This is a genomic window from Rhodococcus sp. NPDC060090, assembly GCF_042729855.1.
Taxonomy (GTDB): Bacteria; Actinomycetota; Actinomycetes; order Mycobacteriales; family Mycobacteriaceae; genus Rhodococcus.
The window spans coordinates 149,981-176,483 of sequence record NZ_JBHWXB010000006.1; the positions used below are offsets into that span (position 1 = coordinate 149,981).

Consider the following 26,503-nt stretch of genomic DNA (forward strand, 5'->3'; position numbering starts at 1 on the left):
ACCAACAGGAGGGAGGTACGAACATGACCGACCCGGCAAAAGAACGCATCAAAGAAGAGTTCCTCGCGGCACTCGAACGCAAGAAGCAGAGCAAGGGCAGCGGAACCGCGCATCTCGACGCGACGTCGAAGGCCAACGGGCCGCACGCCAACACAGACCACCATCGTCAATTCCGGCGCAAGAGTGGCTGATCATGAGAACGAAGAAGACCCTCCGGATTTCCGGAGGGTCTTCTTTCGATGTAGCCCCGATGGGATTCGAACCCACGCTACCGCCGTGAGAGGGCGGCGTCCTAGGCCGCTAGACGACGGGGCCAGGAACTTGTCCGGACTCGATCGGCCCGTTTCCGGAGATCGAACCCTACAGAAGAAGAATCCCTCCGACCCGAAAGTCGGAGGAGATCCATGGTAGCCCCGATGGGATTCGAACCCACGCTACCGCCGTGAGAGGGCGGCGTCCTAGGCCGCTAGACGACGGGGCCAGGATCTTCTTCTGTTTGCACCTCCCGAAGGAAGCTCAGCCAGCCTAAACTGACCGGGATGCGATAGCAAGCCACCGCACCGCAGCTGGGGTACCAGGACTCGAACCTAGAATGGCTGAACCAGAATCAGCTGTGTTGCCAATTACACCATACCCCAATGGTCTGTTACTTCGGCCTGCGCTGTTCGCGCTCGGCCTCCGTTCCGAACCGAGAAGAAGATTAACACCATGGGGGTGCAGAACTACAAATCGCCTGGTCAGCGCTATAAGTTCGTGCAGCTCCGACCCGGCCGGTCACCCGGCGCGGAAGCGAGGGGGGCACCCGCCGTGATGGCGAGCGCCCTCCTCGTAGCGTGACCCGATCAGGACAGGTCCAATCAGGCGATGGTGGCGCGAGCGTCCCGCAGGCGCGCGAGTGACCGCTCGCGACCGAGCAGTTCCATCGACTCGTAGAGCGGCGGGCTCACATGCGAGCCCGTCACGGCGACGCGAACGGGCGCGAACGCCTTCCGTGGCTTGAGACCCAACTCGTCGATCAGCTTCGCCTTGAGCGCCCCCTCGAGCTCCGGGGTGGTCCACGCGTCGAGGCCCTCGACCGCCGCGATCGTCGCGTCGAGGACCGCAGCGGCATCTTCCTTCAGGTTCTTCGCCGCGGACGCCTCGTCGAGTTCGAAGTCCGCCTCGTCGACGAACAGGAACTTCAGCAGACCCCATGCGTCACTGAGGACGACGATGCGGGTCTGGACGAGATCGGCTGCCACAGCGAAGAGCTGATCGTCCACATCCGCGGTGATGTGCTGGTGTTCGACGAGGAAGGCCTTCAGGCGCGCCGCGAAGTCTGCGGGCTCGAGCAACCGGATGTGCTCGGCATTGATCGCGTCGGCCTTCTTCTGGTCGAACCGGGCCGGGTTCGAGTTGACCTTGGAGATATCGAATGCTGCGACCATCTCGTCGAGTGAGAACACGTCGCGGTCGTCGGCGAGCCCCCAGCCGAGGAGCGCGAGATAGTTGAGCAGCCCTTCCGGAATGAACCCGCGGTCTCGATGGAGGAAGAGGTTCGATTCCGGGTCGCGCTTGGACAACTTCTTGTTGCCCTGGCCCATCACGAACGGCAGGTGCCCGAACTCGGGAGTGAAGTCGGCCACGCCGATGCGCTGCAGTGCGGAATACAACGCGAGCTGACGGGGCGTCGAGGAGAGCAGATCCTCACCGCGCAATACATGGGTGATCTTCATCAGGGCGTCGTCGACGGGGTTGACGAGCGTATACAGCGGGATGCCGTTGCCTCGGGTGAGCGCGAAGTCGGGCACGGTGCCCGCCTTGAATGTCGTCTCACCGCGCACGAGGTCGTTCCAGCGCAGATCGTCGGCAGGCATCCGGAGTCGCACGACCGGCTTGCGGCCTTCGTCGAGGTAGGCCTGCCGCTGCTCGGCGGTGAGGTCGCGGTCGAAGTTGTCGTATCCCAGCTTGGGGTCGCGACCGGCTGCTTTGTGCCGCTCCTCGACCTCTTCCGGGGTGGAGAACGACTCGTACGCCTCACCGGCCGCGAGGAGATTCGCGACGACGTCGAGGTGCAGATCCCGTCGCTGCGACTGACGATATGGCTCGTACGGGCCGCCCACCTCCGGCCCTTCATCCCATTCGAGCCCGAGCCAGCGCAACGCGTCGAGTATCGCCTGGTACGACTCCTCACTGTCCCGGGCCGCATCGGTGTCCTCGATACGGAAGACGAACGCCCCGCCGTGGTGTCGTGCGAATGCCCAGTTGAACAGGGCGGTACGCACGAGGCCGACGTGCGGGGTACCGGTCGGGGACGGACAGAAACGGACGCGAACTTCGCTGGTGGTCATCGGCTCACTCGGGTCGAGGGACGGGATATCAAGACCCTCTCAGGTTAGTCTCCGACCACACCGCAGGAACGGCGGACCGACAGCTCAGGCGCCCTTCGTCACCACGGGGTTGGTGAGCGTGCCGATCTTCTCGACCGTGACCGAGACGGTGTCGCCGGCTTCGATCGGACCGACGCCCTCCGGCGTGCCCGTGAGGATCACGTCGCCCGGCAGCAATGTCATGACCGCCGAGACCCATTCCACGAGTGCCGGAATGTCGTGCACCATCATCGAAGTGCGGCTGCGCTGACGAGATTGCCCGTTGACCTCCGCAGAGATCTCGAGGTCGGAGGCGTCGAGGTCGGTTTCGATCCAGGGGCCGAGAGGGCAGAACGTGTCGTGCCCCTTGGCGCGGGCCCACTGACCGTCCTTCGCCTGATGGTCGCGGGCGGACACATCGTTGGCGACCGTGTACCCGAGGATCGCTTCGCGTGCCTTCGCCGCGGTGACGTCCTTGCACGGTCGTCCGATGACCACCGCGAGCTCTGCTTCATGGTGCACCACCGAGGAGTTCCGCGGAATCACGATGGGCACGCCGGGACCGATGATGGATGTGTTGGGCTTGAGGAAGATCACAGGCTCGTCGGGCACCTCGTTGCCCGACTCCGCCGCGTGGGCCGCGTAGTTGCGCCCGACCGCGATCACCTTGCTCGCAAGGATCGGTGCGAGCAGCCGCACATCCGCGAGTGGCCAGCTCCGGCCGGTGAAGGTGGGAGTGCCGAACGGGTGCTCGGCGATCTCCTTGGCGATCACGGAGTCCCCCTCCCCTTCGATGCTGACGAAAGCGACACCGTCCGGACTTGCGATTCGACCAAGGCGCATGCGGCGAGTCTATCGGGCGCCGACTCTCCCCGATCGACGCGCAGGCCCTCTCGGTATAGAGTTCCCCCCAAGTTTCAAACTACGGGATCACATTCTCAGATAGTGAGATTGCATGGATACGCTCACCATCGGGAACCGACGATGGCTGATCCTCGCGCTGGGTGTCTTCGCCCAGACCGCGCAGGCAACAGTGGTCAACGGTGCCGCATTCCTCATCCCGACCTGGCACAACGAGGCCGGATTCACCCTGACGCAAGCGGGAACCCTCGCCGCTGCACCGCTGTTCGGCGGAATGTTCACCCTCGTCGCATGGGGCGCCGTTGCCGATCGCTTCGGCGAACGCCTCGCCCTGTCCGCCGGCATGGCGATCACCGCCGCCGCGGTCACAGGCGCGACCTTCACCACGTCACCGGCCGCCCTCGCGGTGCTGCTCGCGTGCGGCGGCGCCGGCGCGGTGAGTGCCAACGCCGCCAGCGGACGCGTGGTCGTCGGCTGGTTTCCGGTGCATCAGCGCGGGCTCGCGATGGGCATTCGCCAGATGTCGGTGCCACTCGGGGTTGCAGCCTCCGCGCTGGTCATGCCGCAGCTGGCGCGTGACCACGGAATCGCTTGGGCCCTGGCGTTTCCGGCGATCGTGTGCGGCGTCGCCGCTGTTGCGTGCGCGGTCGGGATCGTCGACCCGCCACGTCCTGACAGGGCCGAGGCCGCGCGCACCGGAGCGTTGGCGAATCCGTACCGGGCCGGCTCTGCGCTGACCCGCATCCACGTCGCATCGATCCTGTTGGTGATTCCTCAATACGTCGTGTGGACATACGCATTGGTGTGGTTGATCGTCGACCGCGGCTGGGACGAGACCGGTGCCGGACTTGTGATCACCGCGGCACAAGTCCTCGGCGCGCTCGGCCGGGTCGCCGTGGGAGCGTGGTCGGATCGCGTCGGGAGCAGGTTGGGTCCGCTGCGGATCGTGTCGATGATCACTGCGGCGTCGATGGTGGCGCTCGCGGCGACCTCGCTCACGGACTCCCCCGTCGCCGTTGCCGTGCTGCTCGTCGCGTCGGTCGCCTCGTCGAGTCCCAACGGCCTTGCGTTCACCGCCGTCGCCGAGATCGCCGGACCGTACTGGGGTGGGCGGGCGCTCGGCGTCCAGAACACCGGCCAGTTCGTCTTCGCCGCCGCTGTGGGCCCAGTGTTCGGTGCTCTCATCGCCGCGGTCGGCTTTCCCGCAGCGTTCGCGCTCTCCGCGATCGCCCCTGCGGCAGCGGTACCGGTGGTGCCCGGACAGGACTGACGTCGTGCGCGGTTCCGGTAGTGCGTGCTACCGGAACCGCGCACCGGTGATCAGAGTGCGGCGGTGATACGGTCGCCGATCTCGGTGGTCACGATCGGCGAATCACCGCGCGAGGCGAGATCCGCCTCGACGGCAGCCTCGACGCGCGCTGCGTCCTCGTCGCGGCCCAGGTGGCGCAGCAGCAGCGCGGTGGACAGGATCGCGGCCGTCGGGTCGGCGATACCCTTGCCTGCAATGTCCGGTGCGGAACCGTGAACCGGTTCGAACATCGACGGATTCGTTCCCGAGGCATCGATGTTGCCGCTGGCGGCCAGGCCGATACCTCCGGTGACTGCGCCTGCGAGGTCGGTGATGATGTCGCCGAACAGGTTGTCGGTGACGATGACGTCGAACCGGGACGGGTTGTCGACCATGTAGATGGTCGCCGCATCGATGTGGCAGTACGCCGTCTCGACCTCAGGGAAATCCTTGCCGACGGTCTCGACGGCTCGGGTCCAGATCGCGCCGGCATTGGACAGCACGTTGGTCTTGTGGATCAGCGTGAGGTGCTTGCGGCGGGTCTGCGCGAGCTCGAACGCGTAGCGCACGACACGCTCTGCACCGAACCAGGTGTTGACCGATACCTCGGTTGCGATCTCGTGCGGTGTACCGACGCGGATTGCACCGCCGTTGCCCGTGTACGGGCCCTCGGTGCCCTCGCGCACCACGACGAAGTCGATGTCGGGGTTCGCAGCAAGCGGAGACTTCGACCCCGGGTACAGCTGCGAGGGACGCAGGTTGACGTGGTGATCGAGCGCGAAGCGCATGTTCAGCAGGAGACCACGTTCGAGGATCCCGGGAGTGACCGACGGGTCGCCGATCGCGCCGAGCAGGATCGCGTCGTGCTCGCGGATCGCGGCGAGGTCGGCTTCGGGGAGCAGCTCACCGGTCTCGTTGTATCGGCGCGCGCCGAGGTCGTATTCCGTGGTCTCGAGATCCGCAACCAGCTTGTTCAGGACTTTCAGCGCCTCGGCCGTGACCTCGACACCGATGCCGTCACCGGGGATGACCGCAAGTTTCATTTTCTGTGCTCTCTTCCTGTGCGACAGTGGCCGCGACCGTGCAGACGGTCGCGGCCACCGAACGGTGCAAAGCGATGATCAGGACAGGTCGACCTGCTCGACACGTGCCTCGAGCTGGTCGACGATCTGCGCGACCTCCGCGTCGGCGACGACGCGCTCGACGCGCAGGATCACCGTCGCGCCGGGGCCTTCGGCGTCCTGGCTGAGCGCTGCGGCCTGGATGTCGATGCCCGCGTTGCCGAGGACGGTGCCCAGCGTGCCGAGGACGCCGGGACGATCCTGGTAGTGCACGATGAAGTTGTGTCCTTCGGCACGCAGGTCGAAGCTGCGTCCGTTGATGTTGACGATCTTCTCGACCTGCTGCAGGCCGGTCAGAGCGCCCGCAACGGTGGTGATGCCACCGTCGGCCGCCACAGCGCGCACCTCGACGGCGCTGCGGTGGGTCTGCGCCTCGCTGATGCTCTCGACCTCGATGCTCACGCCGCGCTGCTCGGCGAGCTGCGGGGCGTTGACGAAGGTGACCGGCTCGTCACTGCTGGCCGAGAACAGGCCGCGGAGCGCAGCAAGACCGAGGATCTCGACATTCTCGACGGACAGCTCACCGCTCGCCACGACCTGCACGTTCTGCACGGCCTCGGGCGAGAGGGTGCCTGCGAGCAGGCCGAGCTTGCGGACGAGTTCGAGCCACGGCGCGACCTCCTCGCCGACCGGGCCACCGGAGACGTTGACGGCGTCGGGGACGAATTCGCCGGCGAGAGCCAGGAGGACGCTCTTGGCGACATCGGTGCCGGCGCGATCCTGCGCTTCGGCGGTCGAGGCGCCCAGGTGCGGGGTGACGACCACGTTGTCGAGGTCGAACAGCTTCGAATCGGTGCAGGGCTCGGTGTTGAACACGTCGAGTCCGGCGGCGCGGACCTTGCCTGAGGTGAGCGCGTCGTACAGCGCGTCCTCGTCGATGAGACCGCCACGGGCAGCATTGACGATGATGACACCGTCCTTGGCCGTTGCCAGACGCTCGGCGTTGATCAGGCCTGCGGTTTCCTTCGTCTTCGGCAGGTGCACCGAGATGAAGTCGGCGCGCGAGACGAGCTCGTCGATGTCGACCAGTTCGATGCCCAGCTGCGCGGCGCGGGCAGCGGGCAGGTAGGGGTCGTAGGCGATGACATGGGTCTCGAATGCGGCGAGGCGCTGGGCGAAGAGCTGACCGATCCGGCCGAGGCCGACGACACCGACCGTCTTGCCGAGGATCTCGGTGCCATTGAAGCTCGAGCGCTTCCAGGTGCGCTCGCGCAGCGTGCGGTCGGCGGCGGGCACCTGGCGGGCGGCCGACATCAGTAGCGCGACGGCGTGCTCGGCGGCAGAGTGGATGTTCGAGGTGGGAGCGTTCACGACCATCACACCGCGCTCGGTGGCGGCAGCGATGTCGACGTTGTCGAGACCCACACCTGCGCGGCCGACGATCTTCAGCTTCGGAGCGGCGGCGAGGACCTCGGCATCGACGGTCGTGGCCGACCGCACCAGCAATGCGTCCGCGTCGGGCACCGCGGCCAACAGCGCCGGGCGGTCCGGGCCGTCCACCCAGCGCACCTCGACTCCGTCGCCGAGAGCATCGACGGTCGATTGCGCAAGCTTGTCGGCGATCAGGACTACTGGACGGCCATTCTGGCTCACGTGCAAACTCCCTGTGTCGTGTATGTGGCGAGTAGTCGACGGCGCGGGCACCTGACGGTAGGCGTGTTCAAGCCGCGACCGCACATAGTTTAGTGCCCCGGCGGTCTTCGCGGGCCTACGGGGATGCAGCAGCTACCCACCGGTACTCACTGGAATGACACGAACACCGGTTTCGGCTCGATGGCCATGGTCTGTTCCGGCGTGAAGGTGGGCAGATCCTCGTCGTAGAAGTTCTTCCATGCCATGTGAATCTGCGGTGGCAGGCCACTCTGCAGTGCGCCCCACGTGTCGAATTTCTGCGCCGGGGTGCCGTGCCCGTCCGCGTGAAGGACCACCGAGACCTCCGGTCGACCGGCGTCGACGAACTCACGACCGGTGATCATCGAACTGCGGAACTGATGGAGAACGAGCATCTTCTGTGGCAGATCGTGCCGCTGCACGAGGTCGGCCAGGTATGCCACCACTTCGTTGATTTCGGCCGAATCGACGGAACCGATCTGCACCATGTGCTGCTGCCCCGGCGCCAGTCGCCATTCCGGGTCCAGTGCGAGACCGACATTCGGTCGCGCGAGGAATTCCTCGTAGATCCGGGCCTGCTCGAGAAAATGAGTGTGACCGGGTTGCAGATCCAGGACGACGTATACACCTGCGGCCTCGGCCTCATCGATCACGGGCCGCAACTGCTCCGGCGATGTGACACGCGAAAAACGCCCGTCGGTACCGGAATCGGCGGATGCGATGCTCGCGATGATCTCGAATGCGGGCAGCACCGGTTCCGCAGAGAACGGTTGGTACTGTGCCGCGAGGTCGCGCACCCTTGCGATCGCGCCAGCGGTGTCCTGCTCACCGAAGGCACCGAGCGCGGGCCCACTGGGATGGCCGTACAACGCAACGAATCTCCTGTCGGGAAACAGGTTTCGTCCTCCTCCGAACAATTCCGATCGTGCAGGAGGAAGCAGATCGCCGATCGCGGGGACCTCGACACCGGGAAGCGCGATACCTGGGACCGTGGGTTGCGCGTGGGCGGTGACCGTTGCGCCACCCATACACACTGTCGCCAGAATCGCCGCTACTGCCGCTACCCTCGGATTCCATCCCATGGCGATACCGTAGGGGGCGTACCCCACAGGAGCGTGCTGCCACACCAACCCCACCGGTCACAATTCGGACACTTCACACCGTGTTGTTCACTCCTCCCCCGAGAACGCGGTTCCGTCGACCACATCGCGCGGCGGCGCATCCACGTCGCGGCGGTCGACGTCGTGGTTGCGGTGCCGGAACGCGATGACCGCGGTGCGAACGGTCGGATGAAATCGTTCCGCTTCGAAGCGGCCCTCGGTGGACATTCGATTCAACCGATCCTTGACGGGCCCCTTCATGGCCGCGAAACCGAGCCGGATACCCTTGCGCTTCAGATATTCGTCGAGTTCCTCGATGTCCTCCACCGCAGTGGTATCGAGATCGGTGATCGGTTCCGCGGCGAGAACAACCCACTCCACCGGCTTTTCGGCGTCGCGCACAAGTTTTCGGATGTACCGGGTGAGGATCGCTCCGTTCGCGAAGAACAACGGTGCGTCGAACCGCACCAGCACCAATCCATCGACCCGATGCCCCTCGGGATGCCGCTCCACGTCGTGGTAGCCGGCGACGTCGGGCAATTCGACGAGTTCGGTGCGGTGCGGCTGCCACGCGCGCACGACCACCGCGATCAAAGACAGCCCGACGGCGACAAGTACGCCTTGCAGCACTCCGGCAAATGCGACACCGGCGAATGCAGCGACGGAAAGCCCGAATTCGACCTTGCTCACCTTCCACAGATGCCGCAGTGCACTCAGGTCGATCAGAGAACTCGCCGCAACGATCACGACAGCACCGAGCGCCGCTTGCGGGAGGTAGGCGGTCAGCCCCGGCACAACCAACAGGAACAGCAGCACAGTCAGGGCGCCAACCACGCCCACGAGTTGCGTACGACCCCCTGACTCTTCGACGACGGGGGTGCGACTGCCGCTACCGCACACCGGAAATCCACCCGTGACCCCTGCCGCGACATTCACCACACCCAGCGCGCGCATCTCCGAACTGCCGTCGACGTGCTCGCCGTGCCGCATCGCGAAGGCGCGGGACAGGACCGCGGTGTCGGCGAACGCGATCACAGCGATCGCGACTGCAGCGCCGAATAGTTCGACGACATCTCCCCACCCGACACCGCCCAGCGCGGGCGCCGGAAAACCCTGAGGTAGTTCACCGACCATCGCCATCTCGTCCGTCAGGGAGAACACTGCCGTCGCCGCGACCGCGCCGACGACCGCGATCAGGACACCCGGGATAACGGGAACGAATCTCCGAGCGGCGACGATGACAGCAATGGACCCGGCACCCATCAGGAACGCGGACAGGTGCACGCCGTCTTCGAACACGTCGTCGACGACATCCGCGATCTCGGCGAGCACACCGGATTCGTCGTCCTCGGTCCCCACCAGCAACGGCAGCTGACCCACGATGACGATGACCGCGATCGCATTGAGGAAGCCGAGGCGAATCGGGTTGGAGAGCAGTTCGGTGATGAACCCGAGACGCAGGATCCCCCCTAGCATGAGGATCACGCCGACCAGTACGGACAGCACCCCCGCGAGGGCGATCGCACGCTGCGGGTCACCTTCTGCGGCGAGCGGGATCACCGCTGCCGCGATGAGCGGGGCGAGCGCGGAATCCGGTCCGAGCACGAGGATCCGGGAGGGGCCCACCAACGCGTACACGAGCATCGGCACGATCGTCGCGTACAGACCGGTGTACGGCGGCAGGCCCGCCGCCTGGGCGTACCCCATTCCTGCCGGCACGAGCAGCGCACTGAGGGCGAGTCCGGCGCCGATGTCGCTCCGCAACCAACCGCGCTGGTACGTGCGTGCGGTAGCGATCCCCGGGAGTCGACCGAGCCCGGTCCAGAGCGACATTCACTCAGTATCGCTCCCGGCAGGCCGGGAGGAGAGTGGTCCACAAACGCCGGAGGCCCGGTGCACCGTGAGGTGTACCGGGCCTCCGGAAGAAGTCCGAACCGACTATGCGGTTTCGGTGATCGGGCGATCGACCCAGCTCATCAGGTCGCGCAGCTTCTTGCCGGTGACCTCGATCGGGTGCTCGGCGTTGGCCTTGCGCAGGCCTTCGAGCTCGGTGTTGCCGTTCTCGACGTTGGCAACGAGGCGACGGGTGAACTCGCCGGACTGGATGTCCGCCAGGATCGCCTTCATGCGCTCCTTGGTGTCGGCGTCGATCACGCGCGGGCCGGAGAGGTAGCCACCGAACTCCGCGGTGTCGGACACCGAGTAGTTCATGCGGGCGATGCCACCCTCGTACATGAGGTCGACGATGAGCTTCAGCTCGTGGAGAACCTCGAAGTAGGCCATCTCGGGGGCGTAGCCCGCCTCGACCATGACCTCGAAGCCGATCTTGACGAGCTCCTCGGTACCACCGCAGAGCACAGCCTGCTCGCCGAAGAGGTCGGTCTCGGTCTCTTCCTTGAAGGTGGTCTTGATGACGCCGGCGCGGGTGCCGCCGATGCCCTTGGCGTAGGACAGCGCAAGCGCCTGGCCTTCACCCTTCGGGTCCTGATCGATGGCGATCAGAGCCGGGACGCCCTTGCCGTCGACGAACTGGCGACGCACGAGGTGGCCGGGGCCCTTCGGCGCGACCATGCCGACGGTGACATTCTCCGGAGCCTTGATCAGGTCGAAGTGGATGTTCAGGCCGTGTCCGAAGAACAGCGCGTCGCCGTCCTTCAGGTTGGGCTCGATGTCGTTGGTGAAGATCGACGCCTGAGCGGTGTCGGGAGCGAGCACCATGATGACGTCGGCCCACTCCGACACCTCGGCCGGGGTGCCGACGGTCAGGCCCGCTTCTTCGGCCTTGGCCCGCGACTTGGAGCCGTCCTTCAGGCCGATGCGAACCTCGACGCCGGAGTCGCGCAGGCTCAGCGAGTGCGCGTGTCCCTGGCTGCCGTATCCGATGACCGCGACCTTACGGCCCTGGATGATCGACAGGTCGGCGTCGTCGTCGTAGAACATCTCGACTGCCACAGTGGTTACCTCTTTCAGGAAATATGGGTGTGTTCAGGCTAACGGGTAGCCGTGATGGACTTCGGACCGCGTCCGACCGCCACGACTCCGGACTGCACGATCTCGCGGATACCATGCGGTTCGAGCATGCGCAGCAGCGCGTCGAGCTTCGACCGGGTGCCGGTGGCCTCGATGGTCAACGATTCGGGAGACACGTCGATCACCTTGGCGCGGAACAGGTTCACTGTCTCGATGACCTGTGAGCGCACACTGGCATCGGCCCGCACCTTGATCAGCAGAAGTTCGCGGGCAACGGAGGCCTCGTCCTCCTGCTCGACGATCTTGATGACGTTGACGAGCTTGTTGAGCTGCTTGGTGACCTGCTCGAGCGGGAACTCGTCGACCGTCACGACGATCGTCATCCTGGAGATCTCCGGAACCTCGGTGCCACCGACAGCGAGCGATTCGATGTTGAAGCCACGCCGCGAGAACAACGATGCGACTCGGGCCAGCACGCCCGGCTTGTCCTCGACGAGGACGCTGAGGGTGTGGCTCGTGCTCACTTGTTTTCCTCCTCGGCCGCAGCCTGCTCGCTGCGCGCATGGTCACGCTCGATGGTCTCGTGGACCACGGTGGGGTCGTCGGCGGCATCCTCGTCGAACAACGGACGGATGTCGCGGGCCGCCATGATCTCGTCGTTGCCTGTGCCCGCCGCGACCATGGGCCACACCTGGGCGTCCTTGCCGACGATGAAGTCGATGACGACGGGCCGGTCATTGATGGCCTGCGCCTGACGGATCGCGTCCTCGACGTCTTCCTCGCGCTCGACGCGGATGCCGACGCAGCCGAGAGCCTCGGCCAGCTTCACGAAATCGGGGATACGCAGGCTGTGCGTGGACAGATCGGTGTTCGAGTACCGCTGTTCGTAGAACAGTGTCTGCCACTGGCGCACCATGCCGAGATTGCCGTTGTTGATCAACGCGACCTTGATCGGCACACCTTCGACCGCGCAGGTCGCGAGTTCCTGGTTGGTCATCTGGAAGCAGCCGTCGCCGTCGATCGCCCAGACCTCGGCCTCGGGCCTACCCATCTTGGCGCCCATCGCGGCAGGCACGGCGTAGCCCATCGTGCCGAGACCACCGGAGTTCAGCCACGTACGCGGCTTCTCGTAGTCGACGAACTGTGCGGCCCACATCTGGTGCTGGCCGACGCCGGCGCAGTAGATCGCGTCGGGTCCGGCGAGCTTGCCCACGGCCTGGATCACGTACTGCGGCGACAGGGTGCCGTCGGTGTGCCGGTCGTAGGACAGCGGGTATGTGCTGCGAAGATCGTCGAGGTAGACCCACCACTTGGTGTAGTCGAGCGTGGTGCCCGTCGCGAGGTCGGCGCGAACTGCTTCGAGCAGGTCGACGATGACCTCCTTGCAGTCGCCGACGATCGGCACGTCGGCGTGCCGGTTCTTGCCGATCTCCGCCGGATCGATGTCGGCGTGGATGACCTTCGCGTCGGGTGCGAAGGTGTCGAGCTGGCCGGTGACGCGGTCGTCGAACCGGGCACCGAGGGTGATGAGCAGGTCGCTCTTCTGCAGCGCTCCCACAGCAGCGACGTTGCCGTGCATACCGGGCATTCCGCAGTGCAGTTCGTGGCTGTCGGGGAACGCGCCGCGCGCCATGAGCGTGGTGACCACGGGGATGCGGGTCAGTTCGGCGAGTTCGAGCAGCTCGGCGGACGCGTCGGCCTTGATCACACCGCCGCCGACGTACAGGACGGGGTTCTTGGCGTCGGCGATGAGTCGCGCGGCTTCACGGACCTGCTTGCCGTGCGGCTTGGTGACCGGACGGTACCCGGGCAGGTGCATCTCCGGCGGCCAGCTGAACGTGGTCTGTGCCTGCAGGATGTCCTTGGGGATGTCGACGAGGACGGCGCCCGGGCGGCCCGAGGACGCCAGGTAGAACGCCTCGGCGAGGATGCGCGCGATGTCGGCGCCGTCGGTGACGAGGAAGTTGTGCTTGGTGATGGGCATGGTGATGCCCGAGATATCGGCTTCCTGGAAGGCGTCCGTTCCGATGAGCGGGCGTCCGACCTGGCCGGTGATCGCCACGATCGGGACCGAATCCATCTGGGCGTCGGCGAGCGGGGTGACCAGGTTGGTCGCGCCCGGGCCGGACGTGGCCATGCACACACCGACCTTGCCGGTGGCCTGGGCGTATCCGGTCGCGGCGTGGCCGGCACCCTGCTCGTGACGGACGAGCACGTGGCGCACGCCCTTCGAATCGAACAGCGGGTCGTACACGGGAAGGATCGCACCGCCGGGAATACCGAAGACCGTGTCGACCTCGAGCTCTTCGAGAGCCCGGACTACCGCCTGGGCTCCGGTGACCCGTTCAGGGGCTACCGAGCGTCGGCCGGCGGGCTGCGTCGCGGCAGCTGCGGTAGTCGGGGTGGCAGACCCCGGCTTCCGCGGCGAGGGTTGAGGTCGTGCGGTTGGTGCGCTCACTACGAATTCCTCTGATTCTGACTCCGGGCAACAAAAAACCCTCGTCAGCATTGTGCTGTACGAGGGTGGCGCGTCGTGGGCGAGTTGCTATAAGCGGCTCAGGCGACGACGCGCCGGCCGATTACGAGCAACCCATTCTGATTCACGCGCTCGACGGTAGGCGCGTGGAGTACGAACAGTCAACTTGGTACGGTCACTGTCCCAGAATGTGAGATGCCATGGCTGCGGTGAGAAGATGGTGAGGTGTCATCTCCACAGCAGCCCGTGCCACCGGCCCCATCCTCCCACACTCCCGAACCGACGACGCAGATCATCCAGATCTCGCGGCTCTCCTTCCTCGCATGCGGGCTTCTGTTCCTCGCGGTGCTTTCCCCCGCGATGGCATGGCCCGCCGCATTCTCGTGGATGTTGGTGATCCCACTGCTGGTCGTCGCCTGGGTACTGCGGGTACGCACCGTCGTCGGCCCCGACGGCATCGTCGCTCGCGCGACGTTCACCACGACGACGGTCGGCTGGGATTCACTGAAGGGCATCCGATTCCCCAAGCGCGGCTGGGCGCGCGCGACCCTCACGGACGACACCGAGGTTGCGCTTCCCGTCGTCACCTTCGGGCGCCTACCGCAACTGGCCGAAGCCAGCGGCGGCCGGATCACCGACCCGTACGCGGCCGCTCGCGAAGCGCAACTGGCCGAAGCGGACAAGGAATCGAACGACGCCGACGTGATATCCGATACACCTGCCGACACCGAGTCGGATCCCGACACGAAGTAGCACGCGGGTAGATTCGATCCTGCGGCGCCCCTGTACCACCGCGCCCTGTACCGCCAGAGCCCGGCAGTCGGGCGCGTCAGGTCACCGCGCCGCACCACCAGCCCCGTCAAGGAAGTCAGCCCATGCCCCCGTTGAGGTCACGCACCACCACCGTCGGACGTAATGCAGCCGGCGCGCGCTCTCTGTGGCGCGCCACCGGCCTGACCGATTCCGATTTCGGCAAGCCGATCGTCGCCATCGCGAACTCGTACACCCAGTTCGTCCCCGGGCACGTACACCTCAAGGACGTCGGCGACATCGTCGCCGAAGCGGTACGGGCCGCCGGCGGCGTCGCGCGTGAATTCCACACGATCGCCGTCGACGACGGCATCGCCATGGGCCACGGCGGAATGTTGTACTCGTTGCCCAGCCGCGAGATCATCGCCGACTCCGTCGAATACATGGCCAACGCGCACACCGCCGACGCACTCGTGTGCATCTCCAACTGCGACAAGATCACACCCGGAATGCTCAATGCGGCCATGCGCCTGAACATCCCGACGGTGTTCGTCTCCGGTGGCCCGATGGAGGCAGGCAAGGCCGTGGTCGTCAACGGTGTGGCACAGGCACCCACCGACCTGATCACCGCGATCTCCGCGTCCGCGAGCGAAGAAGTCGACGACGCCGGTCTCGACGAGGTCGAGCGCAGCGCGTGCCCGACGTGCGGTTCGTGCTCGGGCATGTTCACCGCGAACTCGATGAACTGCCTCACGGAAGCACTCGGGCTCGCGATGCCGGGCAACGGATCGACACTGGCGACCCACGAGGCGCGCCGCGCCCTGTTCGAGCGAGCGGGCACCACCGTCGTCGAGGCGGCTCTTCGCTACTACCGCGACGAGGACGAGTCGGTCCTGCCCCGCAACGTCGCCACCCCGGCAGCGTTCCGCAACGCGATGGCACTCGACGTCGCCATGGGCGGTTCGACCAACACGGTGCTGCACGTCCTGGCCGCCGCGCAGGAAGGTGAGGTCGACTTCGATCTCACGACGATCGACGCGATCAGCCGCAAGGTGCCGTGCCTGTCGAAGGTCTCGCCGAACTCCGATTACCACATGGAGGATGTGCACCGGGCCGGCGGCATCCCCGCGATCCTCGGTGAACTCCGTCGCGGTGGCCTGCTCGAAACCGACGTGCACACCGTCCACACCGAGAGCTTCGACCAGTGGCTCGACGACTGGGACATCCGCTCCGGCAAGACCACGGACCAGGCACTCGAACTCTTCCATGCCGCTCCCGGCGGAGTGCGCACCACCGAACCGTTCTCGACGGACAACCGGTGGTCGTCGCTCGACACCGACGCTGCGGGCGGCTGCATTCGCGACGTCGAGCACGCCTACACCGTCGAAGGCGGACTCGTCGTGCTGCGCGGCAACATCGCTCCGGACGGCGCAATCCTCAAGACCGCGGGCATCGATGAGGACCTCTTCCACTTCGAAGGCCCCGCGCTCGTCGTCGAATCCCAGGAGGAGGCCGTCTCGGTCATCCTCGGTAAGAAGGTCAAGCCCGGCGACGTCGTCGTCGTGCGATACGAGGGGCCGGCCGGAGGCCCGGGTATGCAGGAGATGCTGCATCCCACGTCGTTCCTCAAGGGCGTCGGTCTCGGCAAGGTGTGCGCACTGATCACCGACGGACGCTTCTCGGGTGGCACGTCGGGTCTGTCCATCGGCCACGTCTCCCCCGAGGCAGCCTCGGGGGGTGTCATCGGCCTGATCGAGAACGGCGACCGGATCCGCATCGACGTCGCCACCCGCGCACTCGAAGTGCTCGTCGACGACGACGTTCTCGCCGAGCGTCGCGCGAAGATGGAGGCCTCCGAGCGTCCGTGGCAGCCCCTCAACCGTGAGCGCACGGTCTCCAAGGCATTGCGCGCCTACGCAGCGCTGGCCACGTCGGCCGACAAGGGTGCGGTCCGGAAGGTGCCGTAAACCGTTCCGCGAGAGAACGGGCCGCCGCGATCATCCGATCACGGCGGCCTGTTCTCGTCCGGCAGGTCTCAGCGACCGAAGATCCACAGGCACACACCCGCTGCGACACCGATCAGCAGTGCCACGAACGACCCGACGAACGGCCGTGTCGCCCACTTGCGCGGGCCGTCCACAGCGATCCGTCCCGGTCCGGTGAGCGTGAGCGCTACCGCGGCGGCGACGAGGAGTGCTTCGAATTCGAAGCCCGTCTGCTCGGCTGCGAAGAACTGAACACCGGGGGCGAGCTCGTGTTTGAACAGCACCGCATTGATCATGATCGCCACGATCGCGGCCGCGGCGAGCGGTGTGAGGAGACCGAGCACGAGAAATGCTCCGGCAGCGAGCTCACCGACTGCACCGACGATCGCCAGGATGCCCGGTTGCTGGTAGCCCGCCTCGCGAAGCAGTTCCTCGAACCCGTCCAGCCCCGGGCCACCCCACAGTCCCACCAACTTCTGCAGTCCGTGGGCGATCAGAATTCCGCCGACCGCGAGCCGGAGCACCAGAAGCCCCAGGTCGAGAGTTCCGCGGCGGGCCTTGACGACCGCTGCGGGCTCCACGGCCGTACCCGATCGATCGGGTCGGTGGATCTGCTCAGTGGGTGCCGCGTAGGTCGCACCGTCATACGCCCCACCGTCGTACACAGAGCCGGAACCATCCAGGGCGGAATTGTCGAAGCCTAGGTCGTCGTCGGATTCGAGCATCGAAGGTCGATCCCGGCGCATCGACAGCGTCGGTTCGTCGTAGGGACTCGACCCCGTGTCCGGCCCGCGGCCGGTCTCCTTCTCGGTCACCCTTCCAGAGTAGGTCTCCGTACCTCCCCGTACCCGGCATACGCGCCGCCGCGCGTCGTCCCGGTAACGTCTGCTGCATGACGAGGGGCGCGCGGTCGACGGTTTCGTGGAGGATGCGTACGAGCGCGGCGGCCCTGGCGATCGGGGTGCTTCTCGTTCCGTCCTGCGCACGATTCGACGATGCGGCCACCACACCGTTCACACCCGCACCGTCGTTCGACGCCGGCGGCGTCGGGCCGGAAGAATCGCCGAGCACGACCACCACGCCGAGCACCCCACCCGTCCCCCCGGGCCCGTGCGTCGACCCCGATCCCGCGGTGATCGCGACGTGTCTCGACACCACCGGCGGCCTGATCGCGCTTCCCGACGGCAACTCCGCGCTCGTGACCGAGCGCCGGACGGGGCGCATCCTGCGGGTTGCGGTCGGTGAAGAACCCGTCGAGGTCGCGACGGTTCCGGTCGACGGCTCGGGCGACGGCGGACTGCACGACGTCGTCCTGTCCCCCACCTACAACGAGGACCGCCTCCTCTACGCATACATCACCACCCCCTCCGACAACCGGGTGGTGCGGATCGCCGCCGGCGATGTCCCCAAGGACGTTCTGACCGGGATCCCACGCGGCGCCACCGGGAATGCGGGTGCGCTCGAGTTCACCTCACCGACCGAACTCGCTGTTCTCACCGGTAACGCCGGCGACCCGGCCGCTGCGGACAATCCGTCGTCTCTGGGAGGCAAGCTCCTCTCGCTTCCACTGCCCGCGCCCGGTGCAACGGCGGCACCGACCGTGACGCTCTCCGGTCTCGGTGAAGCGGGAGACGTGTGTCTTGATCCGAACGGCGGCCTGTGGGTCACCGACCGCACGGTGCTCGAAGACCGGTTGCAGCGGGTGAGCATGGACGGCACGGTAGCGGCAGGGCCCGCGTGGACATGGCCGGAGAAGCCCGGGGTGGCAGGCTGCGCGGCTGCTCCCGACGGTCTCGCGGTGTCGCTCACCGGTGGCAAGGCGGTCGCGGTGCTGTCGATCGATCCCGGAACCGGCGCGGTGACGGCAGCGCCGACGGTGACGCTCGAGGATCGCTACGGCATGCTTCGTGGTGCGTCCGCCGGACCCGAAGGCCTGCTGTGGGTTTCGACGGTGAACAAGTCGAGCGACGAGCCCGGCCCCAACGACGACCGAGTCATCCGAATTCAGTTCCCTGCCGGTGGTGGAGGATTCGACTGATCCCGAGCTCGAACAGTTTCCTCCAGTTCTGCGGCTTTCCGCAGGTAGACAACTACCGGACAACCTGAGGAAACCCTTGCGACGGGAGGAAGCTCTCGTTCCGACGCCTGAACCTGCCGTGTTACATGTAACATCGTGCCATGGCGAGTACACGCGATCGGGTGGCCGAACACCGTCGACGATTGCGAGCCCAGGGCCTGCGGCCGGTGCAGATCTGGGTGCCCGACGTACGGGCCGAAGAGTTCGTCGCTGAGGCGCACAGGCAATCGGCCGCCGTGGCAACCGGCGAACACGAAATCGACGACCAAGCGTTCGTCGACGCCATCTCCGCAGACTGGGATGACGAGCCGGAGTCCGCCGAGTGAGACGCGGCGATGTCTACACTGCCGCCGCACGCGGCACCTACAGTGGAAAACCTCGACCCGTCGTCATCGTTCAGGATGATCGGTTCGACGCCACCGCATCCGTCACGATCTGCCCGATGACGACCCATCTCGTCGATGCGCCACTGCTGCGCGTGGCCATCGACGCGACACCCACTTCCGGCCTCGACCAACCGAGTCACCTCATGGTCGACAAGCTGACAACGATGCCTCGCCATGCTCTACGTGATCGTCTCGGCCGCCTCTCCGACGACGACCTGGTCCGGCTCGACCGCGCGCTGATCGTGTTCCTGGGCCTCGCAGACTGATCGGACACCGTCCGTTCCGACATGAACCCATCGTCGCCGTGCAGCCACGATCTACCGGTCGGGACCGATACGGTTCGGATCCGCTGGATCGGCCAATGGCTGAAGACTTGGACGCGGCAGCAGACCGGCGAGCGTCGGCATGATCAGCACGGTGATCGCTCCGGCTGCGACCAGGATCGACGCGCTGGCGTTGGACATGTGCCCCGCCGACACGGCGACACCCGTGACCGCGACGATCAGCGGCAGACCTGTCGTGGAGTACAACGCAATCTGCACCTGCTCGGACGTACCGAACCGGGCCCCTTCCGCGTCGCGGTCGAACCGGGCTGCAACGAAGACCGGCACTCCGCGCACGACAACCAACAGGGCGAGGAACGCGGCCAACACCCCGGGTGCCTCCGCCACGGCGTGCACATCGATCGCCATTCCCGACGTGACGAAGAAGATCGGGATCATGAACCCGTACGCGAGCCCGTCCAGTTTCGATTCGAGTTGTTCGTCACCCTTCGGCACTGCCCGTCGCAGGATGAACCCGGCAGCGAACGCCCCGAGGATCACATCCAGATCGAACACGGCCGCCACGGCGATGAGTCCGACAAGTAGGAGCATCACCAACCGGATCGGAGTCTGCGCAGTGGTGTCGGACGTGCTGCGGACGAATTGCAGGAACTGTGATCCTTCTCGCATGAACCACCGAGGGAGCAGCGCGACGAGCACTGCGACGACCGCGAACAGCCCCAGGACGATCAAGGATCCGGCAGCGCCACGGGTTCCCAACAGGACTGCCATCGCGATCACCGGCAGGAGTTCGCCGACAGCGCCGTGGTTGAGCACCGACCGGCCGAGCCGAGTCGTGACAAGGCCGCGGTCGGCGAGGATCGGCAGCAGGGTGCCGATCGCCGTCGACGTGAGCGCAATCGCCACGGCGACCCCGGCATGCACTACGTCCAGCGCCGACAGCACAGCCACCGCGCCGACAGCGAGTCCGAAACACACGACCCAGGTGACCAGCGCGCGGCGCCCACCCCGGCCGGTGAGTTCCTTCGGGTCTATCTCGTAGCCCGCGAGCAGGAACAGCAGTCCCAACCCGAGTTCCCGCAGCATGTCGATCTCGGTGTCGACCGAGGCGATCCCGAGCGCGTACGGCCCGATCACGACACCGGCGACGAGCAGCAGCACGACCTCCGGTACGAGCCTGCGCGGTAGCGAACCGGCGATGAGCGGCGCGAGGACCGCCGCCACGGTGATCCAGAAGAGCGAGGTGGCGACGGCTGCGTCCATGAATCGCTACATTAGCGACGCAAGATCAGCTGCATGCGGCGATCACGAGTTCCTTGACGCGAGCGGGATCGGCCTGGCCGCGAGTCGCCTTCATGACGTCGCCGACGATCTTGCCTGCGGCCGCAACCTTGCCGGAGCGGATCTTGTCGGCGATATCGGGGTTCGCGGCGAGCGCCTCGTCGACGGCGGCCTGCAGCTTGCTGTCGTCGCGCACGACGACGAGCTCGGGGTGTGCTTCGAGGATCTGGGCGGGCTCGCCCTCGCCTTCGAGCACGTAGTCGACGACCTTGCGAGCGAGCTTGTTCGTCAGCTTGCCCTCGGCGACGAGTGCGATGACCTGCGCGAGCTGCTCCGGCGTGATGGGCAGTTCGATGAGTTCGACGCCGCGAGTGTTGGCCTTCTGCGAGAGATAGGCGACCCACCACGAGCGTGCCTCCGACGCCGGAGCACCTGCATCGACCGTCGCGATCACCAGATCGAGAGCACCGGCGTTGACGAGGTCGCGCATCTCTTCGTCGGACACCCCCCAGTCGGCCTGGATGCGGGCGCGGCGCAGCCACGGCAGTTCGGGCAGCGTCGCGCGCAAGTCCTCGATCCACGCGGCATCGGGGGCGACGGGCTCGAGATCGGGTTCGGGGAAGTAGCGGTAGTCCTCCGCGGTCTCCTTGCGGCGACCGGGCGAGGTGCTGCCGTCCGCTTCCTGGAAGTGGCGGGTCTCCTGGATCACTTCACCGCCACCGACGAGAACAGCCGCCTGCCTGCGCATCTCGTAGCGCACCGCGACCTCGACCGACTTGAGGGAGTTGACGTTCTTGGTCTCGGTGCGGGTGCCGAGTTCCTTCGCGCCGATCGGCATGAGGGAGATGTTCGCGTCGCAGCGCATCGAGCCCTGATCCATCCGGACGTCGGACACATCGAGTGCCTTCAGCAGATCGCGCAAGGCCGTGACATACGCGCGGGCCACCTCGGGAGCACGCTCCCCTGCGCCGGAGATCGTCTTGGTGACGATCTCCACCAGCGGGACCCCGGCGCGGTTGTAGTCGAGCAGCGAGTGGCTGGCACCGTGGATCCGGCCGGTCGCGCCGCCGACGTGCAGCGACTTTCCGGTGTCTTCCTCCATGTGGGCGCGCTCGATCTCGACGCGCCAGGTGGTGCCGTCGTCGAGCACGACGTCGAGGTAGCCCTCGGTCGCAATCGGCTCGTCGTACTGCGAGATCTGGTAGTTCTTCGGCTGATCCGGGTAGAAGTAGTTCTTCCGCGCGAACCGGCCCCACGGGGTGATCGAGCAATTCAGCGCCAGACCGATGCGGATCGCGGATTCGACCGCCTGCTGGTTGACCACCGGCAGGGCACCGGGCATGCCCAGGCACACGGGGCACACCTGAGTGTTCGGTTCGGCGCCGAATTCCGTGGGGCACGGGCAGAACATCTTGGTGGCGGTGTGCAGCTCGACGTGCACCTCCATGCCCATCACAGGCTCGAACTTCGCGAGCACGTCGTCGTAGGCGAGCAGGTCAGCAGACACGGAGGCAGTCATGCTCACGATTTTAGACGGCGACCGCCACCGTGCGACCCCCACCGTCGGTCGGCGCCGAATCAGCCGAAGATGACGCGCATCTCCTGGTAGCGCTCGTCCGGCACGTACTTGGGGTCGGCGAGCGCCTCGTCGAATCCGACGCGCGCGATGTCGGTTCCGTGCAACGCAACCATGTGCCCCCACTCTTGGTCGGCCACGAGGTCGGTGACCGCCATGCCGAGGCGGGTCGCGAGAACGCGATCGAACCCGGTCGGGACACCGCCGCGCTGGATGTGCCCGAGCACGGTCGCGCGTGTCTCGATCCCGGTGTGTTCTTCGATGAGCGGCGCGAGTACCTCGGCGATACCACCGAGGCGGGGCCGGTCGAATCCGTCGAGGCCCTTCGTCGAGTGCGCTTCCGTCATCTCGGGCAGGGTGAAACCTTCGGCAACGACGACCATCGGTGCGCGTCCCCGGTCGCGCACACTGGTGACCCATGCACAGATCTGTTCGAAGCTCTCCGGTTGCTCGGGGATGAGGATGGCGTGCGCGCCGCCGGCAGTCCCCGAGTGCAGGGCGATCCATCCGGCGTGCCTGCCCATCACCTCGAGGACCATGCAGCGCTTGTGTGAGTTGCCGGTGGTGCGGAGGCGGTCGATTGCGACGGTGGCGATCTCGACGGCGGTGTCGAAGCCGAATGTGTAGTCGGTCCGGCTGAGATCGTTGTCGATGGTTTTGGGGACGCCGACGATCCTGATGCCTTCCTCGAACAGCCGCTTCGACGCGGATGCGGTGCCTTCCCCGCCGATGGCGACGACCGCGTCGATCCCGAGCTCGTCGAGTGTGGCCTGGATGTTCTGTGCTCCCCCGCGCGGCCCCTGGTACGGACCGAAACGGCTCGTACCCAAAATGGTGCCGCCCTGCTGGGCGAGCCCCCGAACCCGGCTGCGGTCCAAGGGAATCACGTCACCGTCGACGAGTCCTCGCCAGCCGTCCAGGAATCCGACGAACTCCTGTGCATGCACCTCGGTGCCTTTGAGGACCGCGCCCCGGATCACCGCGTTGAGGCCGGGGCAGTCGCCGCCGCTGGTGAGAATGCCGATCCGCGTCATCCGCAACCTTCCGCTGGAGTGTGCCTTCGTGCCGTATCGCCATCCTGCCCGCATCAGGCGCAGACGGCATGCCGATCGAGCGCGACACCAACCGCGCGCTGCCCAGCTTCCCGCGACTGCAGTTGGTGATGTGGGAAGCTGACGACCGCGCGGATGGTCTCAGCCGGGGGTGACGACGCCGGATTCGTACGCGAGGACCACGGCCTGTGCCCGGTCGCGGAGATGCAGCTTCCCCAGAACCTTCCCGACATGAGTTTTCACGGTCTGCTCGGCGACGAAGAGTTTTGCGGCGATCTCCTGGTTGGACAGGCCGTGGGCGATGAGTTCGAGCACCTCGAGTTCGCGCGGGGTCAGGACGTCGAGGGCACGGTTGCGACCGCGGGAAGGTGAGCGGCGACTGGTGACGTCGGCGATCAATCTGCGAGTGACCGTCGGTGCGAGCAGTGCCTGCCCCTCGGCCACCACACGGACGGCGCGGACGAGCTCGTCGGCCGGTGCGTCCTTGAGCATGAACCCGCTCGCACCCATGCCCAACGCGTCGTAGACGTATTCGTCGAGGTCGAACGTCGTGAGCATGAGCACGCGGGTCTTCGGCTCGCGGGTGTCGGCGAGGATCTGACGTGCCGCGTCGAGACCGTTCATCTCGGGCATCCGCACGTCCATCAACACGACGTCGGGACGCAGGCGCGCGACCTCCGCGACCGCGATGCGCCCGTCGGGCGCATCGCCGACGACACTGATGTCGTGCTGCGCCGCGAGGAGTGCGCCGAAGCCCTGCCGCACCATGGCCTGGTCGTCGGCGATGAACACCGTGGTGGGTGCGGATGCTGTGGTGAGAGTGGTCGACTCGGGCACGGTCACAGCCTAGTACCACGGCCGCGAGTTGATCTTGTCGAGGTTTCAGTGCGAGTGAGAGGTGGGACGTGGAACGCCCAGCTCTCGCATCTGCCTGTTCCCGCGGGCGAGCGCAAGGAAAGTGCGAACGCCGTGCAGAAGTGCGCGCTCGTCCAGATCGAAATCCGGTTGGTGCAACTCATGTGGGTCGTTCGTGCCGTCCCACACGCCGAGCCGGCCCAGCGCCCCCGGTACGTGTTCGAGGTACCACGCGAAGTCCTCGCCACCGCTGGATTGCTGGGCCTCGGCGAGATTCTCGGGCCCGACGGCCGACGCAATGGCCTCCCGCAACTCTGCCGAGCAGTCCCGATCATTGACGACGGGCGGAACGCCCTGCTGGTAGGCGAGTTCATACCGTACGTCGTACGGGGCGAGCAGTTCACCGATCGTGCGCTCCACGATCGGTTCGAGGGTCGCCCACGTCTCACGGGATGCACTACGCAGAGTGCCCACCAGTTCACCGGCCTCAGGAACGGAGTTGCCGACCTTCCCCGCGTCCACTTTGCCCCAGGTCAAGACTGTCGCGGTACGGGCATCGATGCGGCGGTCCAGCACCGAGGCCAACCCAGTGACCAGCACCGCGGTCGCGTGAATGAGATCACCGGTCAGGTGCGGCCGCGCGGTGTGGCCGCCCGCCGACCACAGACGCACGGTCACGGACGCGTTGGAGGACGTGATCGGTCCGGTGCGCGTAGCGAGTGAGCCCACCTCGAGCTGCGGATCGCAGTGCAGAGCGAAGATCCTCGACACCCCTTCGAGTGCTCCGGACTCGATGGCGTTGAGCGAACCGCCCGGGCTGGTTTCCTCCCCGGGTTGGAAGATCAGCCGCACCCGGTGCGGGGGCGGCGTCGCCGCGAGTACCGTCGCCGCGCCCATGAGCATCGTGGTGTGCGCATCGTGGCCGCAGGCGTGGGAAACCCCGGGGATGGTGGACGCGTAGGGCAGGCCGGTGGCCTCGGAGACCGGAAGCGCGTCGAGGTCGGCGCGCAACGCCACCGCATCGTCCGTCGGCGGCCCGACATCGCACCACAGGCCGGTGCCACCTGCCAGTACGACGGGTGCCAGCCCGAGGCCGAGCAGATGTCGACGCACCACGTCGGTGGTGCGGTGTTCTTCGAAGGACAGTTCCGGGTTCGCGTGGAAATCCCGGCGCCAGGCGATCAGTAGCTGCTCGTCGATCGAGGTCGGGCCGATCGGATGTGGTGGCCGTCCGTGGCGAATTCGATGCTGCGGCCCGGTGACGCGCCGGCCACCCGTCCGAATCATCTTCTCGGTTTCCGGCAGAGTCGTTTCGTGGCCGACGGTCTCGGCAAGCAGCAGATCGACCACATCGGGTAAGCGTCCTCGTCGGTCCAGTGCACGGCGCTGCCGCGCCGCCGAGGTGCCGCGCGCGAGCGCGTCTGCGGCGAGTTCCGATACGAGCGCCCAGTCACCTGCCTCCTCGAGCTGGGGGCGCAGTGAGCGCACGAGGTGATCGACGATGTCTGCGGCCGGGCGGGGTTCGGGGACCGTCACGTCGACCAGATCCGCTTCGAGCCCCGACCGAGCGGCCCTCCAGAGCGCAGCACGGGTGAGTGTCTGCGCGATCTCGACTCCCTCCGTACCGGCATACAGACCGGTCATCTCTCGTTCGACGAGGGCCCGGAAGAGTGCCGCGACGAGAAGCACTGTGTCGAGTTGTGGGCAGCTGTCGCACACGCGCAATTCCAGGGTCGGCAACTTCACTGCCGGGCGCACGTCGAAATACGCCATCCCGGGATCGCCGATCACGCCACTCGATACCAGATCGTCGACCATCGAGTCGTACTCGGCCGACGAGGAAGCAGGGGCTGCCGGACCGCTGCTGGGCCGGCGTCGCCACAACAACGACCTGACGCTTGCGTAGCCGCTGTCCGCACCGTCGGCGCTGAACGGCGAACTGGCGCTCAGGGCCAGCAGGACCGGTAGGTACGGCGCGATACGTGTCGCGACCCGGACGGCGTCGTCCCGATTCTCGAGGTCGACGTGCACCTGTGTACCGCAGGTCGACTGTTCTCGTGCGAGCTGTTGGTAATCGGCGAGCATGCGCTGAGAGCGCGGCGGGCCGGCCACCTCCACCTCGGTGGGCAGAGCAAGGGGTACTGCGCCCGCGGCCACCACCCCTACCCCGAGGGCACTGCCTGCAGCAGCGAGCAGTTTCCGATGCCGATCCAGGTCCGACCGCAGTTCGGCAAGGTCGGTATATACACCGCTGTTCACCTCGACCACGCACCGCTGCAACTCGCCGACGTGGACCTCGTCCGGTAACCGCAGCAACAGTTCCGGCGCGCGAGGGGCCAGGCGTCGGGTTTTCAGGTCGACGAGGTGGAACTCCTCCTCGACCCCCACCTTCCGAGGGCTGTGACCTGGCACCCTTTGAGCGTAGACCGCAGATGGGCAGGCGGGGGCGAGATCAGTTCGCGTTCAGTACGTGCCGCGCCGA

General features: G+C 66.5%; 22 protein-coding genes and 3 tRNA genes. 7 read left to right on the plus strand and 18 right to left on the minus strand.

Annotated features, from left to right (window positions below; all coding sequences use genetic code 11):
- Positions 1-23 precede the first annotated feature (23 nt).
- Positions 24-191 (plus strand): DUF5302 domain-containing protein, encoded by a 168-nt coding sequence (locus ACFWCF_RS10415; RefSeq protein WP_378489743.1) that lies wholly within the window; start codon positions 24-26, stop codon positions 189-191.
- A 51-nt stretch (positions 192-242) separates the two neighbouring features.
- Here ACFWCF_RS10415 and ACFWCF_RS10420 read toward each other — a convergent pair.
- The 5 genes from ACFWCF_RS10420 to ACFWCF_RS10440 all read right to left on the minus strand — a co-directional run bounded on the left by ACFWCF_RS10420 (position 243) and on the right by ACFWCF_RS10440 (position 3,191).
- A tRNA-Glu gene (locus ACFWCF_RS10420) sits at positions 243-315 on the minus strand.
- A 90-nt stretch (positions 316-405) separates the two neighbouring features.
- A tRNA-Glu gene (locus tag ACFWCF_RS10425) sits at positions 406-481 on the minus strand.
- Positions 482-566: 85 nt separating this feature from the next.
- Positions 567-638: transfer RNA gene (locus tag ACFWCF_RS10430), tRNA-Gln, on the minus strand.
- A 219-nt stretch (positions 639-857) separates the two neighbouring features.
- Positions 858-2,330 carry a glutamate--tRNA ligase gene (gltX, locus tag ACFWCF_RS10435; RefSeq protein WP_378560595.1) on the minus strand — a complete coding sequence of 491 codons (1,473 nt, stop codon included), beginning with the start codon at positions 2,328-2,330 and terminating at the stop codon, positions 858-860.
- An 84-nt stretch (positions 2,331-2,414) separates the two neighbouring features.
- Positions 2,415-3,191 carry a fumarylacetoacetate hydrolase family protein gene (locus ACFWCF_RS10440; RefSeq protein ID WP_378489741.1) on the minus strand — a complete coding sequence of 259 codons (777 nt, stop codon included), beginning with the start codon at positions 3,189-3,191 and terminating at the stop codon, positions 2,415-2,417.
- A gap of 112 nt (positions 3,192-3,303) precedes the next feature.
- Between ACFWCF_RS10440 and ACFWCF_RS10445 the strand changes: the two genes are divergently transcribed.
- Positions 3,304-4,479 carry an MFS transporter gene (locus ACFWCF_RS10445; protein ID WP_378560598.1) on the plus strand — a complete coding sequence of 392 codons (1,176 nt, stop codon included), beginning with the start codon at positions 3,304-3,306 and terminating at the stop codon, positions 4,477-4,479.
- A gap of 50 nt (positions 4,480-4,529) precedes the next feature.
- On the opposite strand, the gene ACFWCF_RS10450 is transcribed toward ACFWCF_RS10445, so the two are convergent.
- The 7 genes from ACFWCF_RS10450 to ACFWCF_RS10480 form a co-directional block, all read right to left on the minus strand.
- Positions 4,530-5,540, minus strand: coding sequence for a 3-isopropylmalate dehydrogenase (locus ACFWCF_RS10450; RefSeq protein ID WP_378560601.1), 1,011 nt, complete (start codon positions 5,538-5,540; stop codon positions 4,530-4,532).
- A gap of 78 nt (positions 5,541-5,618) precedes the next feature.
- Positions 5,619-7,211, minus strand: coding sequence for a phosphoglycerate dehydrogenase (gene serA, locus ACFWCF_RS10455; RefSeq protein WP_378560604.1), 1,593 nt, complete (start codon positions 7,209-7,211; stop codon positions 5,619-5,621).
- A gap of 146 nt (positions 7,212-7,357) precedes the next feature.
- A complete protein-coding gene (locus ACFWCF_RS10460) occupies positions 7,358-8,311 on the minus strand; it encodes a hypothetical protein (RefSeq protein WP_378560607.1) in 954 nt (317 codons plus the stop codon).
- An 87-nt stretch (positions 8,312-8,398) separates the two neighbouring features.
- On the minus strand, positions 8,399-10,162 hold the full coding sequence (locus ACFWCF_RS10465) for a SulP family inorganic anion transporter (protein WP_378560610.1): 1,764 nt from the start codon (positions 10,160-10,162) through the stop codon (positions 8,399-8,401).
- 105 nt (positions 10,163-10,267) lie between these two features.
- Complete coding sequence (gene ilvC / locus ACFWCF_RS10470) at positions 10,268-11,269, minus strand: ketol-acid reductoisomerase (protein ID WP_378489862.1); 1,002 nt, start codon at positions 11,267-11,269, stop codon at positions 10,268-10,270.
- A 50-nt stretch (positions 11,270-11,319) separates the two neighbouring features.
- Positions 11,320-11,823: an acetolactate synthase small subunit gene (gene ilvN / locus ACFWCF_RS10475; protein ID WP_378489735.1), complete on the minus strand. Its 504-nt coding sequence runs from the start codon at positions 11,821-11,823 to the stop codon at positions 11,320-11,322.
- Complete coding sequence (locus tag ACFWCF_RS10480) at positions 11,820-13,757, minus strand: acetolactate synthase large subunit (RefSeq protein ID WP_378560614.1); 1,938 nt, start codon at positions 13,755-13,757, stop codon at positions 11,820-11,822. Before ACFWCF_RS10480 ends, ilvN begins: the two co-directional genes overlap by 4 nt.
- 264 nt (positions 13,758-14,021) lie before the next feature.
- Here ACFWCF_RS10480 and ACFWCF_RS10485 point away from each other — a divergent pair, with 264 nt between their 5' ends.
- Together ACFWCF_RS10485 and ilvD are read left to right on the plus strand one after the other, a co-directional pair.
- Positions 14,022-14,528 carry a PH domain-containing protein gene (locus ACFWCF_RS10485; RefSeq protein WP_378489733.1) on the plus strand — a complete coding sequence of 169 codons (507 nt, stop codon included), beginning with the start codon at positions 14,022-14,024 and terminating at the stop codon, positions 14,526-14,528.
- A 122-nt stretch (positions 14,529-14,650) separates the two neighbouring features.
- Positions 14,651-16,492 carry a dihydroxy-acid dehydratase gene (gene ilvD, locus ACFWCF_RS10490; protein WP_378560617.1) on the plus strand — a complete coding sequence of 614 codons (1,842 nt, stop codon included), beginning with the start codon at positions 14,651-14,653 and terminating at the stop codon, positions 16,490-16,492.
- A gap of 68 nt (positions 16,493-16,560) precedes the next feature.
- Here ilvD and ACFWCF_RS10495 read toward each other — a convergent pair whose 3' ends face one another.
- Positions 16,561-17,325: a DoxX family protein gene (locus ACFWCF_RS10495; RefSeq protein WP_378560620.1), complete on the minus strand. Its 765-nt coding sequence runs from the start codon at positions 17,323-17,325 to the stop codon at positions 16,561-16,563.
- 77 nt (positions 17,326-17,402) lie between these two features.
- On the opposite strand from ACFWCF_RS10495, the gene ACFWCF_RS10500 reads away from it, so the two are divergent.
- The 3 genes from ACFWCF_RS10500 (at position 17,403) to ACFWCF_RS10510 (ending at position 19,239) form a co-directional block, all read left to right on the plus strand.
- Positions 17,403-18,548 carry a PQQ-dependent sugar dehydrogenase gene (locus ACFWCF_RS10500; RefSeq protein ID WP_378560623.1) on the plus strand — a complete coding sequence of 382 codons (1,146 nt, stop codon included), beginning with the start codon at positions 17,403-17,405 and terminating at the stop codon, positions 18,546-18,548.
- 140 nt (positions 18,549-18,688) lie between these two features.
- Positions 18,689-18,913, plus strand: a complete 225-nt coding sequence (locus ACFWCF_RS10505; RefSeq protein WP_378560626.1) for an antitoxin MazE family protein — start codon at positions 18,689-18,691, stop codon at positions 18,911-18,913.
- Positions 18,910-19,239 (plus strand): type II toxin-antitoxin system PemK/MazF family toxin, encoded by a 330-nt coding sequence (locus tag ACFWCF_RS10510; protein WP_378560629.1) that lies wholly within the window; start codon positions 18,910-18,912, stop codon positions 19,237-19,239. Before ACFWCF_RS10505 ends, ACFWCF_RS10510 begins: the two co-directional genes overlap by 4 nt.
- Positions 19,240-19,290: 51 nt before the next feature.
- On the opposite strand, the gene ACFWCF_RS10515 is transcribed toward ACFWCF_RS10510, so the two are convergent.
- The 5 genes from ACFWCF_RS10515 to ACFWCF_RS10535 form a co-directional block, all read right to left on the minus strand.
- A complete protein-coding gene (locus ACFWCF_RS10515; protein WP_378560632.1) occupies positions 19,291-20,520 on the minus strand; it encodes a cation:proton antiporter in 1,230 nt (409 codons plus the stop codon).
- Positions 20,521-20,545: 25 nt separating this feature from the next.
- Positions 20,546-22,057 carry an Asp-tRNA(Asn)/Glu-tRNA(Gln) amidotransferase subunit GatB gene (gene gatB, locus ACFWCF_RS10520; RefSeq protein WP_378560635.1) on the minus strand — a complete coding sequence of 504 codons (1,512 nt, stop codon included), beginning with the start codon at positions 22,055-22,057 and terminating at the stop codon, positions 20,546-20,548.
- A gap of 59 nt (positions 22,058-22,116) precedes the next feature.
- A complete protein-coding gene (locus ACFWCF_RS10525; RefSeq protein ID WP_378560638.1) occupies positions 22,117-23,148 on the minus strand; it encodes a 6-phosphofructokinase in 1,032 nt (343 codons plus the stop codon).
- A gap of 159 nt (positions 23,149-23,307) precedes the next feature.
- The gene (locus ACFWCF_RS10530) at positions 23,308-24,003 is read right to left on the minus strand and encodes a response regulator (RefSeq protein WP_378560640.1); all 696 of its coding nucleotides are present in this window, start codon (positions 24,001-24,003) and stop codon (positions 23,308-23,310) included.
- A gap of 45 nt (positions 24,004-24,048) precedes the next feature.
- Entirely contained in the window at positions 24,049-26,433 is a 2,385-nt protein-coding gene (locus tag ACFWCF_RS10535; protein ID WP_378560643.1) for an amidohydrolase, read from the minus strand.
- Positions 26,434-26,503: the final 70 nt, after the last annotated feature.

Bases quoted from the DNA above. Each gene is read 5' to 3' on its own strand.
- ACFWCF_RS10415 (WP_378489743.1), top strand. From the start codon at position 24: ATGACCGACCCGGCAAAAGAACGCATCAAAGAAGAGTTCCTCGCGGCA.
- gltX (WP_378560595.1), bottom strand. From the start codon at position 2,330: ATGACCACCAGCGAAGTTCGCGTCCGTTTCTGTCCGTCCCCGACCGGT.
- ACFWCF_RS10440 (WP_378489741.1), bottom strand. From the start codon at position 3,191: ATGCGCCTTGGTCGAATCGCAAGTCCGGACGGTGTCGCTTTCGTCAGC.
- ACFWCF_RS10445 (WP_378560598.1), top strand. From the start codon at position 3,304: ATGGATACGCTCACCATCGGGAACCGACGATGGCTGATCCTCGCGCTG.
- ACFWCF_RS10450 (WP_378560601.1), bottom strand. From the start codon at position 5,540: ATGAAACTTGCGGTCATCCCCGGTGACGGCATCGGTGTCGAGGTCACG.
- ACFWCF_RS10460 (WP_378560607.1), bottom strand. From the start codon at position 8,311: ATGGGATGGAATCCGAGGGTAGCGGCAGTAGCGGCGATTCTGGCGACA.
- ACFWCF_RS10465 (WP_378560610.1), bottom strand. From the start codon at position 10,162: ATGTCGCTCTGGACCGGGCTCGGTCGACTCCCGGGGATCGCTACCGCA.
- ilvC (WP_378489862.1), bottom strand. From the start codon at position 11,269: ATGTTCTACGACGACGACGCCGACCTGTCGATCATCCAGGGCCGTAAG.
- ilvD (WP_378560617.1), top strand. From the start codon at position 14,651: ATGCCCCCGTTGAGGTCACGCACCACCACCGTCGGACGTAATGCAGCC.
- ACFWCF_RS10500 (WP_378560623.1), top strand. From the start codon at position 17,403: ATGACGAGGGGCGCGCGGTCGACGGTTTCGTGGAGGATGCGTACGAGC.
- ACFWCF_RS10505 (WP_378560626.1), top strand. From the start codon at position 18,689: ATGGCGAGTACACGCGATCGGGTGGCCGAACACCGTCGACGATTGCGA.
- ACFWCF_RS10515 (WP_378560632.1), bottom strand. From the start codon at position 20,520: ATGGACGCAGCCGTCGCCACCTCGCTCTTCTGGATCACCGTGGCGGCG.
- gatB (WP_378560635.1), bottom strand. From the start codon at position 22,057: ATGACTGCCTCCGTGTCTGCTGACCTGCTCGCCTACGACGACGTGCTC.
- ACFWCF_RS10525 (WP_378560638.1), bottom strand. From the start codon at position 23,148: ATGACGCGGATCGGCATTCTCACCAGCGGCGGCGACTGCCCCGGCCTC.